Genomic DNA, 16,135 nt, shown 5'->3' on the forward strand with positions numbered 1-16,135 from the left:
ATGCGACCCTGTGCAGCAGCACAGAGACGCGTTATATGGCGCGCAGAAACATGAGACTCATCCCGTCTCAGCCACTTTGCTCCAAGGAACCCTGCTGATGTCCTTCGACCGTTCCATCAAGATCGCCCCCTCCATTCTGTCGGCGGATTTCGCCAACTTCGGCCAAGAAATTCGGGCCATCGAGGCCGAAGGCGCAGATTGGGTTCATGTGGATGTGATGGACGGGCATTTTGTACCCAACCTTACCTTTGGTCCCGCTGCGGTAAAGGCCTTTCGCCCGCATGTGAAAACCGTGATGGACGTGCATCTGATGATCGCACCGGTTGACCCTTACATCGACGCATATGCGGATGCGGGCGCAGATGTCCTTACCGCCCATGTGGAGGCCGGACCGCATATTCACCGGACCCTGCAAGCCATCCGTGGTGCAGGCATGAAGGCAGGTGTTGCCCTCAATCCCGGCACCCCCGCCGAAGCGGTGGCACATCTTCTGGACCTCACCGATCTGATCTGCGTGATGACTGTAAATCCCGGATTTGGCGGCCAGAAGTTCATCGACATGACCGCCAAGATCCGCTCTCTGCGAGAGATGATTGGTGACCGTCCGGTGCATATTGAAATCGACGGTGGCGTGGATCCGAGCACCGCACCTTTGGTGGTCGAGGCCGGAGCTGACGTTCTGGTGGCAGGCTCTGCGGTCTTCCGGGGCGGCTCTGTCGACGCACCGCGGGTTTACGGCGAAAACATCCGCAAGATCCGCGAAGCTGCCTCCAACGCTTGATCACAACAATCGCTTATCCGTGGCGGGCGCTCTCCCGCCCGTCACGAATGCATTAATAAATGCACCCCTTCCCGTTGGGCCGGGCGCCGGGCCTTGCGGCCCGGCGTATCAGCGCGGGTTGATCCGTCGGAAGATCGCGGTCGCCGTTGCCACCAGCCGACCGTCAGCATCGTGCAACTCACCCAGCACATGAGCCGTGCTTTTGCCGCCACCGATCGCACGCGCAGTTGCAACCACCTGCCCGATCTTGGTCGACGCGATGTAGGATAGGTTCAACGCAATCGTCACCAAGGCGGCACGGCCATCGGGGTCGAAATACTGCGCAGCCGTGTTGCCGCAGGCCACATCCATAACGGTCGCAACCATCCCCCCGTGCAAAATTCCGTGCCGGTTGAGATGCCGCGCCTCGACCTCTAGAGTGACTGTGCAGATCCCGGAGGCGTCTATTTTTGTCTCATACCCCACCATGTTCTGACACCCCGGATCGGAAATCTCTCTTCCACCCACGTCATGCGTCTCAGATGTCATCATTGCCCCTTCTCGCCTGCACAGCTTGGTGGCGACTGTGGCCCGGACCTCACCTGAGGTCCAGCCCACTTTCCGGCAGGAAAGATGGGCGCGGCGCATCCGGCCTCGATGGTCGGATGCGCCGCCCTTCCCTCAGTGCGAGATCACGCCTTCTGCGACCCAGCGATCAAAACGTGCAAGCACCGCATCGGTAAAAGCCACATCATTGATATGGCAGGGCAATTCCTGCACATCGACATTTGCAGGCGATCTGCTGCGCATTTCCTCGCAAAAGGCAGAAAGCCCTGCTGCGTCATGCAAATCACCGCCCGCGCGATCCCACTCATTGCACCCCGCAGTGGGCAAAAAGAACGCCACCGGAGCAGTTGCACCAGCCAGCTTCTCACATATGGATCGCGCCACCACACGCCGCTCCTCAGCCGCCAGCATGGCCGAGGTCAACAGGCGATTATGCGCGTGACACTCCCGCCCGCGAAGCGGTGCGGGCACGCCCTGCCACCCCACAAAATCCACCAGATCATAACAGCCCGGTGCGATCATCTGCGGCACGCCCGCGCGACCCGCATGGGTCATGCGCCCCTCACCGGCCGAGAGCCCGCCAAACAGATGATTGCTCACCTCCTGCGGTGCAAAATCCATTACGGCAGCAAAGGCACCATCGCCTGCGAGGCTCTCAAACGCCCGTCCGCCCATTCCGGTGGCATGAAACACGGCCACATCAAACCCGCGCCGTTCAAGCTCCGGTTTCAGCGTCACCATGTAGCGCAGCACCGTCTTGCCAAAGGAGGTCATCCCGATCATCGGCCGCGTGAACGTCGGTGCCTCCACCGCGCGAGAAGCACCCAGAACCGCCCCCGCCGCCTGACTGAGCGATGCCTTGCAGATGTCATTCAATCCATAAAGTCCCCCGGCCCAGAGGATCATCTGCACATCCGCCGGAATGCGATCCGGCGGCAGCAGCGGCGAAAACGCCACGGTAGAGACCACATATTTCGGCACCCCAAGCGGCAATGCTCCGCAGAGATCCAACGCCAGATCGGTACCCATGGTCCCGCCCAGCACGATCACACCGTGAATGCGCCCCTCCCGCCACAGATCAAGCACAAGCCGGGCCGACCCTGCCCCCATGATCTGCATCGCGGTATTTTCATCCCCGCTGTCGATCGCCGCCTGAATGGAACTGCCCGCCGCCTCGGCTACCTCGTGTTTTGACACATCCGTGGGCAGCTTTGGATCGCCCAAGACACTCACATCCATGCTGAGCACCTGACCACCCTGCCCCCGGATCACGTCTGACAGATAGGACAGCTCATCATCCTTGGTGTCCCAGGTTCCGGCCACAAGGATCGTCTTTTCACCGCTCATCTCATCCTCCCCTCAGGTGCCTCCCGCGCCTGTCTTCATCTTCTTCCAAATATCCCCGCCGGAGGCCGCGCGGTCAGGGCGCAGCCAGGGCCGCGCTCCCGTCAAAGCTGAATCCAGGCGGTTTTTAGATCGACGTATTTCTCCAGCGCATGCAGGGACTTGTCATGTCCGTTGCCGGACTGGCCAACACCGCCCAAAGGCACCGTATTATCCGTACCGCCATAGGTGTTCACATGCACCACACCGGCGCGTATGCCCGCGACACAGCGATGGGCACGAGACAGATCCTGCGTCCAGACCCCGGCGGCAAGGCCATAGTCGGTGGCATTCGCGAGCCGTAGCGCCTCTTCTTCCGTCTCGAACGGGGTCACCGCCAACACAGGCCCAAACACCTCGCGTTGAAACAGGCTCGCCTGCTGGGTCACGCCGGTCACGACAGTGGGGGCCATATAGGTCCCGCCAGTGTCCTGGAGAATTCGCCCGCCACCACACAGCACCTCGCCGCCTTCGGCGATGGCGCGTTCCACATGCGCGAGGTTGGCCTCTAATTGCACCTCAGAATTCACCGCACCGATCTGGGTGCCCAGATCCAACGGATCACCGACCGTCAATGCTTTGGCATGATCCACCACCCGCGCGACAAATTCATCATGGACCGACGCCTCCACCAGCAGGCGGGAGCCCGCGACACAGACCTGCCCGGAGTTGCGGAAAATCCCCATGGCAGCGACCTTGGCCGCGTGCTCCAGATCCTTGGCATCGGCAAAGACGATGTTGGGTGACTTGCCCCCCAGCTCCAGATAGCAGCGTTTGAGGTTCGAACGTGACGAAGCCTCCAGCAACCGCCGTCCCGTCGCGCCAGAACCGGTAAAGACCATCACGTCCACATCCATATGCTCCGACAGGGCGGCACCTGTCACAGCCCCCGGCCCGGTCACAACATTCAGCACGCCATCCGGCAAGCCGCAGTCCGAACAGATCTCCGCCAGCCGAAGTAGCGACAGCGACGCGGTCTCGGCCGGTTTCAACACCACCGAATTGCCCATCGCGAGCGCGGGCGCCAGTTTCCACGCGCCGATCATCAGCGGGAAGTTCCATGGCACGATCGCACCCACCACACCGACGGGCGCGCGCTGCACCAGCCCCAGCACATCCGGCGCGGTGGGGGCCACTTCGCCCGCCACCTTGTCCAACGCCTCGGCGTAATAGCGAAAGGTCCCGGCAGCAGATCCGGCCTCGGCCTTCAGCGCCAAGTTGAACTCGGTGCCGTTGTCGCGCACGCCAAGCACCGTAAGCGCCACTGCCTCGGCCTCGATCCTGTCAGCGATCCGGTGCAGTACTTTCTTGCGCGCCGCCGGCGCCAGCCCTGACCAGCGGCCATCCTCGAACGCCCGCCGCGCAGAGGCAACGGCCCGGTCGACATCCGCCGCCGTGGCCGTGGCCAAGGTGGTCAGAACAGATCCGTCAATCGGCGAAGTAGTTTCGCGTGGCGTGCCCGAACCTTGCGTCCATGCTCCTTCAAGAAAGAGGTTCTGCGGCGCAACAGCAGTGCTCCGAAGCGTGTTGATGAGGTCTTGGTTTGCCATTCGGCCTCCTTCAGCTCGCGCGCTTCCTTGCGAATGCGAAGGATATGCGTCGCCAGCACGATCAAGATGAGAGTGAACAGGATGAACGCCACCGGGCGGTCAATGAAATCAAAGGGTGTTTTCACCCGCGCCATGGCGGCGCGCAGCTTCACTTCCATGATGCCGCCCAGAACCATGCCGAGGATGATCGGCACCGCGGGCAGTTGCAGGCGCTTGAGGATGAAGCCAAAGAGACCAAAGCCTGCCGCAATGAAGCAATCGGTGGCGGAGTTTCTCAGGGAGTAAACGCCCACAAAGCTGAGGGTGAGGATTGCGACACCCAGAAACCGATTTGGGATACGCACCACCTGAATGAGCGATCTGGTTGCGCCCAAGAGGAAGACCAGCACCAGCACATTGAGGATCAGCAGCGCCAGATAAAGCGCGACGACAAAATCCATCTGGTTCTGAAACAACCCCGGCCCCGGCACCACGTTGTGCACGTAAAAGACCGAGAGCATCATCGCCGTCAGCGCCTCACCCGGAATGCCAAGCGCCAAAAGCGGCACCATGGCGGCGGCGGGCACGGCATTATTTGCGGTCTCGGCGGCGATCAGCCCCTCGGAGGAACCATTGCCAAAATCCTGCGGCCGTTTCGACGTCTTCTGCGCGTAGGTGTAAGACATGAACTGTGCCGTGAACTCGCCCACGCCGGGGATCATGCCCATCACAACGCCAAAGCCCGCCGACACGGAGGCCACGCGCGGGTGGCGCGCCAGCTCGCGCAGGCCCTGAAACATGCCGCCGCGCAGTTTGGTCAGGCGGATTTTCTCGTCCTCATCAGTGAGCAGCACAAAGGCCTGCGAGATCGCGAACAGCCCCAGTACAACCACGATGAGGTTGATGCCCGAACCGAGTGCATCCGTGCCAAATGTGTAACGTTGGGTGTATTTCACCGGCTCCATGCCGATCGTGTTGAGAAAGATCCCCAGACAGGCCAGCGCCCCCGCGATCAGCGCCTGTCCCCGGTGTGCCACAACCACCAGCAGCAAGCCCAACAGCGCGGCGAGGAAGATCTCGCGTGCGCCAAACAGCGGCGCGATTTTCGCCAGCACAGGCGCAAAGAGGATCAAACAGATCACCGAGAAGATGCCACCAAAGAAGCTTGCGGAGTACGCGAGGCTGAGGGCGCGGCGCGGCTCGCCTCGGGCGGTCATCGGGTAGCCGTCATAGGTGGTGAGCGCATTGACGGCGGTGCCGGGGGTGTTGATCAGGATCGCAGGGATCGCACCGCCATACATCGACGAGCCATAGATGCCCAGGAGCACCGTCAGCCCCACGATGGGATCAAGCGAGAAGGTCGCAGGCAGCAGGATCGCGATGGCCACTGCCGGGCCGACGCCGGGGATCGCCCCAATCAGCACACCGCCGACGGAGCCCGCCAAAAGCGCCAGCGCCACATCCCAGCGCATCAGGATTTCAATTGCAGAGAGGATCAGGTCCATGCGCGCGCGTCTTTCTGAAACAGGGCCTTAGAGGTAGAGAATGGCAAAGCTGCGCCATGCATCCGGCAGGTATTCATAAAGCGCCGCACCGGGGATACGCACAGCCAGAACACCCTTGAAGAACAGGACAATGAACACCGCAAACCCGGCACTGATCGCCATCATCTGCGGGCTGCGATAGCCGATCCGCCATGCCAGAAGTGGTACGAACACCAGTGTCACGGGCAGGTAGCCAATAAGCGGCACCAGCACGACATAGCCCATGAACCACAGCGTATATTCCAGCGCGGCGGCCCACCGCAGCGCCTCACGCAAGTCCGTGCGTGCAATCCGGCGAAAGGGGAGCCGCCACAGGTGCAAAGCGGTGAACAGCACCATGCCGCCCACGCCCACTGCGGGCCAAAATCGCGGCTGGGCAAAGAAATCGGTTTTCTTCACCCATGCGGTCTGAGTGCCGATCTGCGACAGGAGCAGCACCGAGAGGGTCAGGAAGGTCAGGACAAACAGAAGCTGTCCCCGGCGCGGGCCGACAAATCTGCGTTCGCGTTCGCTTTGCATGGAAGGTCTCTGGCTGGGAAGGCGGATCGTGTGGGTGCATTCAGCGCTGAAAAAACCGCCGGGTCATATAGATGACACCGGCGGAAGGTCGGGGAGGTTACTCCAGTGTTTCGCTAATCCGCGCCATGGTCTCGATGTCGTTGGCGACCCGCGCTGCGCTTTCATCGGCGTTTTGCCAATAGACGAGCGCGCCGGTTTCAGCCGCCACAGCTTGTGCGCGCTCCGAGAAGACGGTTTCCTGCGCCACTTCGATGATCTTGTCGCGTACGTCCTGCGGCGTGTCCTTGGTCACGAACAACCCATTCCAGAGCGCGATATCCAGATCCGGGTTCAATTCACCAATGGCAGGCGCATCCGGCACCAGTGGGATACGTTGGTCGGTAATGGACACCAGCACTTTGACATCATCAATGCAGGGCAGGATCAGCTGCAGCGTGGTGTTGATCACATCCGCATCGCCCGAAGCCAGCGTGTTGCAATCCAGCGCATCAAAGGCCGCGTCAGACCCCCACTCAAAGCCCGCCGATTTGGCATAGGCCTTGGTCACTTGGGTCGGCGTCAGCACATCGCCAAAGTGGCCAAGCACGACATCGTTGTTCTGTGCGTATTCTGCCAACTCCTCCATGGAGCTGTAAGGCGCATCACCCGAGGTCGCGATGACAAAGGGATAGGTCAGGAAAATCCCCAGTGGGTCGAATTTTGCAGGTGTGAGCGGCGGGATGTCGATCTGATGCCCCATCACCGGCACGCCGATCACGAAGGAGCCCACGGTGTAGCCATCCGCCGGCGCATTGGCGACCTCAATCGCGCCGGGGAACGGTCCACCGCCGCCGCCGGGCTTGTTCACCACCGCTGCCGCAACGCCGTATTTCTCTTGAAAATCTTCGGCGATCATACGGGTCAGCACGTCCTCAAGATCACCCGGCGGCCAAGGCACAATAAAGTTCACGGGCTTTTCCGGGTAGTCCGCAAACGCGGCCCCCGCTGTCAGTGCAAGGCCGGCTGCGGCCACACATCCCTTGAGTGCAGTTGTCACGGTCATTGGCTGTCTCCCTGTTCGCCATTCAAGTTGCCGTTGGTCAGTTGGCGACGTTTTTCGTCGCTCGCTTGGTTGGACTCTTGTTGGTTCATTATTTGAACCGTTGGTTTGAAATTAGATTGACAGCCATAGGGGATATCTGTCAACAAAAATGAAAGCGCATCGGTCGGCCGTGACTGTCTGCGCCAGAATTTCAGGCAAGCTAGGACTGCGATCACTCATGGGAACCGTCTCCAAAGCACTGACATTGCTCACGTATTTCAACCACGGACGGTTGGAGATCGGCCTGAGCGACCTCACGCGGTTGTCAGGTATGAACAAAGCAACCGTCTATCGGTTGATGGCAGAATTGCAGAGTGCAGGATTCGTCGAACAGGTCGATGGCGCGCGATCTTATCGCCTTGGTCCGCAGGTTTTGCGTCTCGCGGCCCTGCGCGAAGCCAGCGTGCCGATTCTGTCGGCCTCGCGTCGGGTTCTGCGGGAACTTTCTGAGGAAACCGGCGAAACCACCCACCTTTCGCTCTTGCAGGGCGATCAGCTGGCATCACTCAGCCATGCATATTCGCCCCGCAATGCGACCAAGGTGATGATGGAAGATGCCGAGGTGCTGACTTTTCACGGCACCGCCTCGGGTCTGGCGGTTCTGGCCTACTCGGATGCGGGTTTTGTTGATGCCGTCCTGACGCAGCCGCTGACCGCGCGCACGGCCCACACCCAAACCGACCCGGCCGCCATCCGCGCCGAGCTTCTGGAGGTCCGTCAAACGGGGCTTGCGCAATCCGTTGGTGGCTTTGAGGCGGAGGTGCACTCTCACGCGGTGCCGATCTTTGGCCCGGACCGCGCCGTTCTGGGTGCCTTGGCCGTGGCGGCACCCACCTCACGCATGACCGACGAACAAAAAACCGCCATTCCACGCGCGCTGCGTGCGGCTGGCCTTGCCCTCACCGAACGTATCGGCGGCGCTTGTCCGCCAGAGTTCCCCACCGACATCGCGGCTTGAGACGCCGCGCCGCGACAAGGAGACAGACCATGACCGCACATCAGCCCGATGCCAATTTCCTCAAGGAACACAACGCCCGGAGCCTCTGGCATCCGATGGCACACCCCGGCGATAGCCTCGCCAATCCGCCCACCATCATAACCGGCGCCTCCGGCGTTCGGATCAAGGATGTGGACGGGCATGAGGCCGTTGACGCCGTGGGCGGCCTGTGGAACGTGAACCTCGGGTTTTCCTGCCAGCCCGTAAAGGACGCCATCGCCGCACAGCTGGATGTGCTGCCCTATTATTCGATCTTTCGCGGCACCACCAATGATCAGGTGATCCAGCTGGCCGAAGAACTGCGGGCGTTTTTCGCGCCCGACGGCCTCAGCCGCGCGTTTTTCACCTCGGGCGGCTCAGATTCGGTGGAGACCGCCCTGCGGCTGGCGCGGCAATACCACAAGGTGCGCGGGGAGCCGTCGCGGGTGAAATACCTGAGCCTGAAGAAAGGCTACCACGGCACCCATTTTGGTGGTGCTTCGGTCAACGGTAACGCCAATTTCCGCACTGCCTATGAGCCGCTGTTGGCGGGCTGCCACCATATTCCGGCCCCCTATACCTATCGCAATCCGTTTAATGAGACGGACCCGGAGCGGCTGGCGCAGCTGTGCCTCACGGCGCTGGAAGATGAGATCGCCTTTCAGGGTGCCGGTACCATCGCGGCCTTCATCATGGAGCCGATCCTAGGCGCAGGCGGCGTGATCCCCCCGCATGAAAGCTTCATGCCCGGTGTCGCGGAGATCTGCCGCAAACACGGTATCCTGTTGATCGCGGATGAGGTCATCACGGCCTTTGGCCGCACCGGGTCGTGGAGCGGATCACGCCATTGGGGCGTGCAGCCGGACATGATGTGCACCGCCAAGGCGATCACCAATGGCTATTTCCCCTTTGGCGCGCTGATGATTTCTGAGCGGTTGGTCGAGGTCTTTGAAAAGGACGAGAGTGGCAAGGCGGCGATCGGTCATGGCTATACTTATTCAGGCCACCCAGTGGGCGCAGCGGCGGCACTGGCTTGTCTGGCCGAGACCAAGCGGCTTGATGTGCCCAGCAATGCGGCGGCGCGCGGAACGCAAGTATTCAACGGCCTCAAGTCCTTGCAGGATAAATATTCCCTGATCGGCGATGTGCGTGGTGGCCACGGCTTGATGAGCGCGCTGGAACTGGTCAGCGACCGCACAACCAAGGCTGCGATTGACAAGAAGACCATCAACACCATCCAGGAGGTCGCCTATCAAAACGGTGCCATGGTGCGGGTCAGCGGGCCCAATATCATCCTGTCGCCGCCGCTGGTCGTGACGGAGGCGGATGCCGCGCAAATCCTGTCGGCACTGGACGCGGGCTTTGCTACGGTGAGCTAACACACGCGTTCAGGCGCGACCGCCTCCGGGCCCCAATGGGGCGCGGAGGCCACCAGATACCATGGCGGCCCCGAAGCCAATGGCTTCGGGGCCGCGCTTTTCGGCAGCGCCGCTGGCGCGGCGCGGTCCCGCGTGGAGTTTAGGGTGCCGCACCTTCGCGGGTGCAGGTCCAGACAGTCCGGCTGGAAACCTCATCGAGTTTTTGAAAACCTGCCTCGCGCAAGATGGTCTTGCAACGGCGCATGCCTTTGACCTCATAGGCCTCCGGGTGGAATTCGATCACGATGGCCCGGAAGGGGCTGAGGTCCATCGCTTCCAGCAACGCCAATTCGCCGCCCTCGATGTCCATCACCAGCACAGTGGGCTGAAGTTCAGCAACCACCTCGCCTATATCTGCGGTCGGGATCTCCACCACGCGCGACGGACGCCCGCCCTCGTTCAGCAGCGAAGAGCCGAGAAAGCTGTTGCGCAGGTGGAATTCCATATTCTCGGGTCGGTCTTTCCCGGCAAAGAGCACCTGATTGCGCAGCTCCACCCGATCGCCAAGATCATTCATCTGGTGCAAAGCGCGAATGACGGGCACCAATTCCGGGTTGGCCTCGAACGACAAAACTTTTTCGGGCTTGGCGTTGGTTGCGATCACCGCCCCCACCACACCAAGGCCTGCGCCAACCTCCAGCACCCGGTCGTCTTCACGCACCACATGCAGCGCGCCGGCAATCTCCTGGCCCTCATAACGCGCCGCATTGATCCGATTGATCCGCGTTTCGGTCAAAAAGGACGACTGCGGCACCTTCACGCCAAGGCAGGTCGCTGCGACCTCCTGCGTCACCACCGGGCCCGCATCATGCGGTGCCACTTCTGTATCAGACATGTTCTGCTCATTTCGCCTGAGTTGATTGTGCCGACACTCTGGCGCTGCCGCGCGAGAAAAAGCAAGCGCAGGCCACAGCGGGCCTGCGCAAGAGCCACTATCTGTGTCTCAGTTCAGACAATCCGTCAGACGAAATGTACGTAAAAATCGCGCAGCGCATCCCCTTCCAGATCGCGGGTTTTGCGGACCTCTTTCTGTTTCATATAGACATGGTTGGCGATCAGATCCGGCCCTACGGCCTGTGTCAGCGCGACGTCCTTCTCCAGATCCGCCACCGCGCCCTTCAACGTCATTGCGGTGCTTTCGCGGGTATCCGTGCGGTCAAACCCGTCGCCTGTCTCCATCGGCCCCAGCGCATAGCCCTGCTCCACCCCAAGAAGCGCCGCCTGCAACAGCGCGGCCACCGTGGTGTAGGGGTTCGACGAGGCATCCGCCATCCGGTGCTCCAGCCGCGCCTTGGCGCCGCCTTCGGAGCTGATCCGCGTGGTGACATTGCGATGATCGCCGCCCCAGTTCTGCCAGAAGCCCGACAGGCTGCCGGGTTGCAAGCGCATGTAACTGTTGGCGGTGGGCGCGATCAGACCTGCCAAGCCCTTGTGGTGATGCAGAAAACCCGCAAGGCAGCCGCGTGCCAGATCATTCATGTGCTCCGGCCCGCCGCGCGGTCCGGAGGACAGCGCATTGCCGCCAGCCTCATCTGTGAATGACAGGTTCACATGCATGCCGGAGCCGCCCGCCTGCGCCACCGGCTTGGGCATGAAGGTCAGCAAGATGCCGTATTCCAGCGCAATCTCCCGCGCCATCAGACGGAACAACACGATGTCATCCACTGCCTTCACCGCATCGTCAAAGGTCAGCGTGTATTCGAACTGCGGGCTGTCAAACTCGGCGGTGATCATATCGAGCGAGAAGCCCATCTCGTCCGCCATCGCCCAGATGCGGTCGTTGAACCGCAACGGGTCGGCAAAAGGCCCGGTGCCATAGACCACGCCGCCCGGCGCGTCATAGGGCACCAACCGGCCATAGTCGTCCGGCTGCAGGGCAAAGGCTTCCAGTTCGATCCCCACCTTGGGAGTGAGCCCCCTGGCCTGCCAGCCCGCCACCGCGCGCTTCAACGCGCCCCGCGGACACAGCGTGAGCAGCTCGCCCGCATCGTCATAGAGATCGCCCAGCACGATCTTGGTCGAGGCATGCCAGCTGTCGCGGATCTCCTCACCGCGCCAGCGCAGCTCCATATCCGGCAGGCCCTGTTTCACCATTGATCCCGGCGCATCCAGCAGATCGCGGTCGTAGTGCGTTCCAAAGACGGAGCGGCAGAACCGGGTGTCATCGTCTCCGATCTTGGAATGCGGCAGGTATTTTCCGCGCATGATACTGAGATGGTCGCAGAAAAGCGCACGCAGGCGGGTTTTCATTTGGCTTCCTTTCCTGTTGGCGGCCTGCGCATCTTTGGCGTGCGTCTTGGCCCAGATTGGGTCCCAACAGAGGGCAGTGGCCGACCTCGGGTGGGTGCGAAGCGCCCTCCCGTGGGGGAGGTCGGGCGCTGTCCGGGCGACCGCCCGAACGGGTCTTCTGTTGAGCCTACGCGGCTTCCACCCGAACCGGCAATTCCTTGATGCCGCCGACGAAATTCGAGCGCAGGAATTTATGCGCACCGGCTGGCTCAATGGACTTGATCCGCTTGGCAAGCTCCTGAAACAGCACGGTAACCTCCAGCCGCGCCAGCCACATGCCAAGGCAGACATGCGGGCCGAACTGGCCAAAGGACAGGTGCCGGTTGGGATTGCGCATCAGGTTCACCCGGAACGGGTCGTCAAAATAGCTGTCGTCGCGATTGGCGGAGATGAACCAATAGAGCAGCTTGTCGCCCTCGCGGATGGTCTTGCCGTGCATCTCCACATCCTGCGTCGCGGTGCGGCGGAAGTAGAGCGCGGGCGTCGCCCAGCGGATGATCTCATCCGCCGCCGTCTCCCAGACCTCGCCGCCCGCCTGCATCTGCACCAGAAGCTCCGGCTGATGACACATCGCCTGAATGCCAGCTGCGATGGAGTAACGCGTCGTGTCATTGCCCGCAGCCACCAGCAGGCAGAAGAAATTGCGAAACTCAGTCTCGGTAATGACAGATCCGTCGCGGGCCGGCTGCAAGATCATGTTGAGTACGCCAGATGTGTCGCCCGCCTTTTCCTTCGCTTCCATCGACTCCTTGGCATAGATGTATAATTCTGCCCCCGCCGGAGAGTTGAAGGGCATCATGCGGAATTCATCCGTGTTCATCTTGTCCAGTACGTGGGAAGTGAAATCCGGGTCGGTATTGGCGATCAACGCATCGCCTTTCTCCACCAGCCACGGCAGATCCGAGTCCGGCAGGCCCACCACGCGCCCTAGCATCCGCATCGGCAATTGCCGGGCGATCTCCTTGGTGGCGTCAAAGGTGCCCTTTGCCAGCGCCGCGTCCAGAATTTCGGCGCAGAGGTCGCGAATATCCGCCTCGTATTGCGCCATGGTGGTCTTGGAGAACGCCTTCAGGAGCTTCATCCGCACCTGTGAATGGTCGGGCGGGTCGGTTTCCTGAAACGTACGCCGGGCGAGGTATTCCTCATAGGTCTGGTCCTCCATGCGGATGCCACGCGCCGAGGAGAATACCTCCGTGTTCTTGTTCATTCTGGTGATGTCGTCATAGCGCGTGACCGACCAGAAATTTTGCCCGTCCGGGTAGTCTGTCCAATGCAGCGGATCATCACGCCGGAGCCGGGCAAAGGTGTTGTGCGGCGCACCACCGGCAAAGGCGTCATGGCTCGACAGGTCCGCGTATCCATCATCGGTCGGGGTCCAGATCGTCATGGCGGGGCTTCCTTTGGGTTACTTCACATGTATATTATTAAGCACTGTAAATATGCATATGGGAAGCCTGAACATGCGCATCGCGATTTTGATGACCAATACGGACGACAGCGCCTTTGCACACAGGCACCCGAAGGATGGCGCAAAGTTCACCGCACTGGTGCAGATGGCGCGGCCCCACTGGTCCTGTGATGTCTTCGCGGTGAAGGACGATATTTTTCCCGAAGATATAAGCCGTTATGACGGAGTGATGATCACTGGCAGCCCCGCCTCCACCCGCTCTGGCGCGCCCTGGGTGGACCGGCTGCTGGCGCTGATCCGGCAGATCCATGATCGCAAGATTCCGCTGTTCGGAGCCTGTTTTGGCCATCAGGCGATTGCCCTCGCCCTGGGTGGTCGTGTCGACAATCTGCCCGGCGGCTGGGTGCATGGCCGCACCGAGAATCACCTGGTTGCGCGCCCGGAGTGGGCCACTGAACTGCCAGAGGTGGTCTCGATCTACGGCTCTCATGTGGAATATGTACGCGAATTGCCGAAAGGGGCCGACCCGCTGATGACCCGCGACGGCCACAACACCGGCTTTACCCTCGGCACCCATATCGCCACCAGCCAGCACCACCCGGAAATGACACATGCGTTTATCAGCGCGCTGACCGAAGAGCTGCGGCAGGACATGGGCCCCGAGGTCTACGCCCGCGCGCAGGAGAGCCTAAAGCAGAAGGTCAACCAGCCCGCACTGGCAGAGGCCATCGCGCGGTTTTTCGAGGCTGCGCGCGCCGCCTAGCCAAGTGCTGCGAGCAGATCCATCACCGTGACCTGATCAAACAGCACATGCGCCTGCATCGCGGCCTCGGCACCCGCGCGGTCATGCGACAGGATCAGCGTTGCGATCTCGCGATGTTCCAGCGCCGATTGCGCAATGGCGCCGGGATAGCGGTAGCGAGCGCGATAATAGGCCATCAACTTGCGGGCATTGGTCTTGATCATCTCGACCAGAAACGGGTTCGCCGCGCCCAGCGCGACCGTTTCATGAAACCGCAGGTTCAACTGGTAATACCCATCGGGGTCGGCGTCGCCCTTTTCCGACGCATGCGCCTCGCAGGCTGCGACCACCGCGTGCAGCTGCTCTCGCAACACGGGCGAGATCCGCCGCGCGGCCAACCCGGCCGCCTGCCCCTCCAGCTGCGCATGCACCTCCTGGATGGCGAGGAATTCCTCCAGCGTGGGTTTGAACAGCACCGCACCCTTTCGGGGCAGACGCCGGATCAGGCCAGAGGCTTCGAGCTGTATATAGGCCTCGCGGATCGGGGTGCGCGACACCGAATGGCGCGCAGCCAATGCGGCCTCGTCAATCTCATGCCCCGGCGCCAGCCGCCCGGCGTCGATATCCTCAAGGATCGCGGCAATCAGCGTATCTGTCTGCCCGGCCATCGCTTTCTCCTGCTGCCTGCCCCCTGCTTACGGCAGTATGGTTAGATTTGGCAACGCAGCAGGCCGATCCGCGTGGGAGGTCAGCACATTGCGTTACCATTTTTTGCGAATGTGTATTTTTGTGTTACATTTTTCTTGAGCCGAATCGAGCGCGGGCGTAGATTGATCCTGCGTCGCGCAACATGCGGCGATGCACGCCAAGTTATTCGGGCCGAGTATTGGGCCAGGACCGGAGGAGCCAGCTATGTACGCGCAAATGGTCAAATCGACCGGCACGGGACTAAAATCCGCGGACGAGATGAGCGCCGAGGAGCGCGCGTTTCAGGCCCGCATCGACGCGGGCGAAAAGATCGAGCCCAAGGACTGGATGCCCGAAGGCTATCGCAAAACACTGATCCGCCAGATCGGCCAGCACGCCCACTCCGAAATCGTCGGCCAACTGCCGGAGGGCAATTGGATCACCCGCGCGCCAACATTGGAAAGGAAGGCGATCCTCCTGGCCAAGGTGCAGGATGAGGCCGGCCACGGGCTCTATCTCTATTGCGCCGCTGAAACGCTGGGCGTCAGCCGCGATGAGATGACCGAGATGCTGCTCGATGGGCGGATGAAGTATTCGTCGATCTTCAACTACCCGACGCTGACATGGGCCGATATGGGCGCGGTCGGCTGGCTGGTGGATGGCGCGGCAATCATGAACCAGGTGCCGTTGCAGCGGACCTCCTTTGGCCCCTATTCGCGTGCGATGATCCGCGTCTGCAAGGAAGAGAGCTTCCACCAGCGTCAGGGCTTTGACATCATGATGAAGATGGCTCAGGGCAATGCGCAGCAGAAGGCGATGGCACAGGATGCCCTCAACCGCTTCTGGTATCCGGCGCTGATGATGTTCGGCCCCTCGGACAAGGACTCGGTGCATTCTGCGCAGTCGATGGCGTGGAAAATCAAGATGAACACCAATGACGAGCTGCGTCAAAAGTTCGTCGATCAGACCGTGCCACAGGCCGAATACCTCGGCCTGACGGTGCCGGACGAGAACCTCAAGTGGAACGAGGAAAAGGGCGGCTACGACTTTTCTGAGCCCGATTGGGAGGAGTTCTTCGAGGTCATCAAAGGCAATGGCCCCTGTAACACCGACCGTCTGGCCGCGCGCAACAAGGCCTGGGACGATGGCGCTTGGGTACGCGAGGGCATGATGGCCCACGCCGAGAAGAAACGCGCCCGCAAGATGGCGGCGGAATAAGCGCCCCCTTCGTT

The 16,135-nt window shown here is 61.5% G+C and carries 15 protein-coding genes; 5 read left to right on the forward strand and 10 right to left on the reverse strand.

Annotated elements, in window-relative coordinates; genetic code table 11:
* Window positions 1-97: 97 nt before the first annotated feature.
* Complete coding sequence (gene rpe / locus K529_RS17200) at window positions 98-781, forward strand: ribulose-phosphate 3-epimerase (protein ID WP_005642243.1); 684 nt, start codon at window positions 98-100, stop codon at window positions 779-781.
* A gap of 108 nt (window positions 782-889) precedes the next feature.
* Here the strand turns inward: rpe and K529_RS17205 are convergent, their stop codons facing one another.
* The 6 genes from K529_RS17205 to K529_RS17225 form a co-directional block, all read right to left on the reverse strand.
* On the reverse strand, window positions 890-1,312 hold the full coding sequence (locus tag K529_RS17205) for a PaaI family thioesterase (protein ID WP_005642240.1): 423 nt from the start codon (window positions 1,310-1,312) through the stop codon (window positions 890-892).
* 129 nt (window positions 1,313-1,441) lie between these two features.
* On the reverse strand, window positions 1,442-2,674 hold the full coding sequence (locus K529_RS17210) for a Tm-1-like ATP-binding domain-containing protein (protein WP_005642238.1): 1,233 nt from the start codon (window positions 2,672-2,674) through the stop codon (window positions 1,442-1,444).
* Window positions 2,675-2,775: 101 nt separating this feature from the next.
* Entirely contained in the window at window positions 2,776-4,242 is a 1,467-nt protein-coding gene (locus K529_RS23205) for an aldehyde dehydrogenase family protein (RefSeq protein WP_131665022.1), read from the reverse strand.
* The gene (locus tag K529_RS17215) at window positions 4,125-5,744 is read right to left on the reverse strand and encodes a tripartite tricarboxylate transporter permease (protein ID WP_046002781.1); all 1,620 of its coding nucleotides are present in this window, start codon (window positions 5,742-5,744) and stop codon (window positions 4,125-4,127) included. The genes K529_RS23205 and K529_RS17215 overlap by 118 nt, the downstream gene beginning before the upstream one ends.
* A gap of 27 nt (window positions 5,745-5,771) precedes the next feature.
* Window positions 5,772-6,302: a tripartite tricarboxylate transporter TctB family protein gene (locus K529_RS17220; protein ID WP_005654452.1), complete on the reverse strand. Its 531-nt coding sequence runs from the start codon at window positions 6,300-6,302 to the stop codon at window positions 5,772-5,774.
* A gap of 97 nt (window positions 6,303-6,399) precedes the next feature.
* Window positions 6,400-7,344 carry a tripartite tricarboxylate transporter substrate binding protein gene (locus K529_RS17225; RefSeq protein ID WP_005654450.1) on the reverse strand — a complete coding sequence of 315 codons (945 nt, stop codon included), beginning with the start codon at window positions 7,342-7,344 and terminating at the stop codon, window positions 6,400-6,402.
* Between the two features lie 217 nt (window positions 7,345-7,561).
* Between K529_RS17225 and K529_RS17235 the strand changes: the two genes are divergently transcribed.
* Both K529_RS17235 and K529_RS17240 read left to right on the forward strand, forming a co-directional pair.
* The gene (locus tag K529_RS17235) at window positions 7,562-8,341 is read left to right on the forward strand and encodes an IclR family transcriptional regulator (protein WP_046002782.1); all 780 of its coding nucleotides are present in this window, start codon (window positions 7,562-7,564) and stop codon (window positions 8,339-8,341) included.
* Between the two features lie 29 nt (window positions 8,342-8,370).
* A complete protein-coding gene (locus K529_RS17240; RefSeq protein ID WP_046002783.1) occupies window positions 8,371-9,738 on the forward strand; it encodes an aspartate aminotransferase family protein in 1,368 nt (455 codons plus the stop codon).
* A gap of 139 nt (window positions 9,739-9,877) precedes the next feature.
* Here the strand turns inward: K529_RS17240 and K529_RS17245 are convergent, their stop codons facing one another.
* The 3 genes from K529_RS17245 to K529_RS17255 all read right to left on the reverse strand — a co-directional run bounded on the left by K529_RS17245 (window position 9,878) and on the right by K529_RS17255 (window position 13,453).
* Window positions 9,878-10,612: an FkbM family methyltransferase gene (locus K529_RS17245; protein WP_005664855.1), complete on the reverse strand. Its 735-nt coding sequence runs from the start codon at window positions 10,610-10,612 to the stop codon at window positions 9,878-9,880.
* 125 nt (window positions 10,613-10,737) lie between these two features.
* Window positions 10,738-12,027: a type I glutamate--ammonia ligase gene (locus K529_RS17250; protein WP_046002784.1), complete on the reverse strand. Its 1,290-nt coding sequence runs from the start codon at window positions 12,025-12,027 to the stop codon at window positions 10,738-10,740.
* Between the two features lie 166 nt (window positions 12,028-12,193).
* A complete protein-coding gene (locus K529_RS17255; RefSeq protein WP_046002785.1) occupies window positions 12,194-13,453 on the reverse strand; it encodes a cytochrome P450 in 1,260 nt (419 codons plus the stop codon).
* Window positions 13,454-13,526: 73 nt separating this feature from the next.
* On the opposite strand from K529_RS17255, the gene K529_RS17260 reads away from it, so the two are divergent.
* Window positions 13,527-14,237, forward strand: coding sequence for a type 1 glutamine amidotransferase (locus K529_RS17260; RefSeq protein WP_040643107.1), 711 nt, complete (start codon window positions 13,527-13,529; stop codon window positions 14,235-14,237).
* On the opposite strand, the gene K529_RS17265 is transcribed toward K529_RS17260, so the two are convergent.
* The gene (locus K529_RS17265) at window positions 14,234-14,884 is read right to left on the reverse strand and encodes a GntR family transcriptional regulator (RefSeq protein ID WP_046002786.1); all 651 of its coding nucleotides are present in this window, start codon (window positions 14,882-14,884) and stop codon (window positions 14,234-14,236) included. The genes K529_RS17260 and K529_RS17265 overlap by 4 nt on opposite strands.
* Window positions 14,885-15,128: 244 nt before the next feature.
* Here K529_RS17265 and paaA point away from each other — a divergent pair, with 244 nt between their 5' ends.
* Window positions 15,129-16,121 (forward strand): 1,2-phenylacetyl-CoA epoxidase subunit PaaA, encoded by a 993-nt coding sequence (gene paaA, locus K529_RS17270; RefSeq protein ID WP_005665833.1) that lies wholly within the window; start codon window positions 15,129-15,131, stop codon window positions 16,119-16,121.
* The last annotated feature ends 14 nt before the right edge of the window (window positions 16,122-16,135 follow it).

The sequence above is a fragment of the Tritonibacter mobilis F1926 genome (assembly GCF_000376545.2).
Classification (GTDB): Bacteria; Pseudomonadota; Alphaproteobacteria; order Rhodobacterales; family Rhodobacteraceae; genus Epibacterium; species Epibacterium mobile.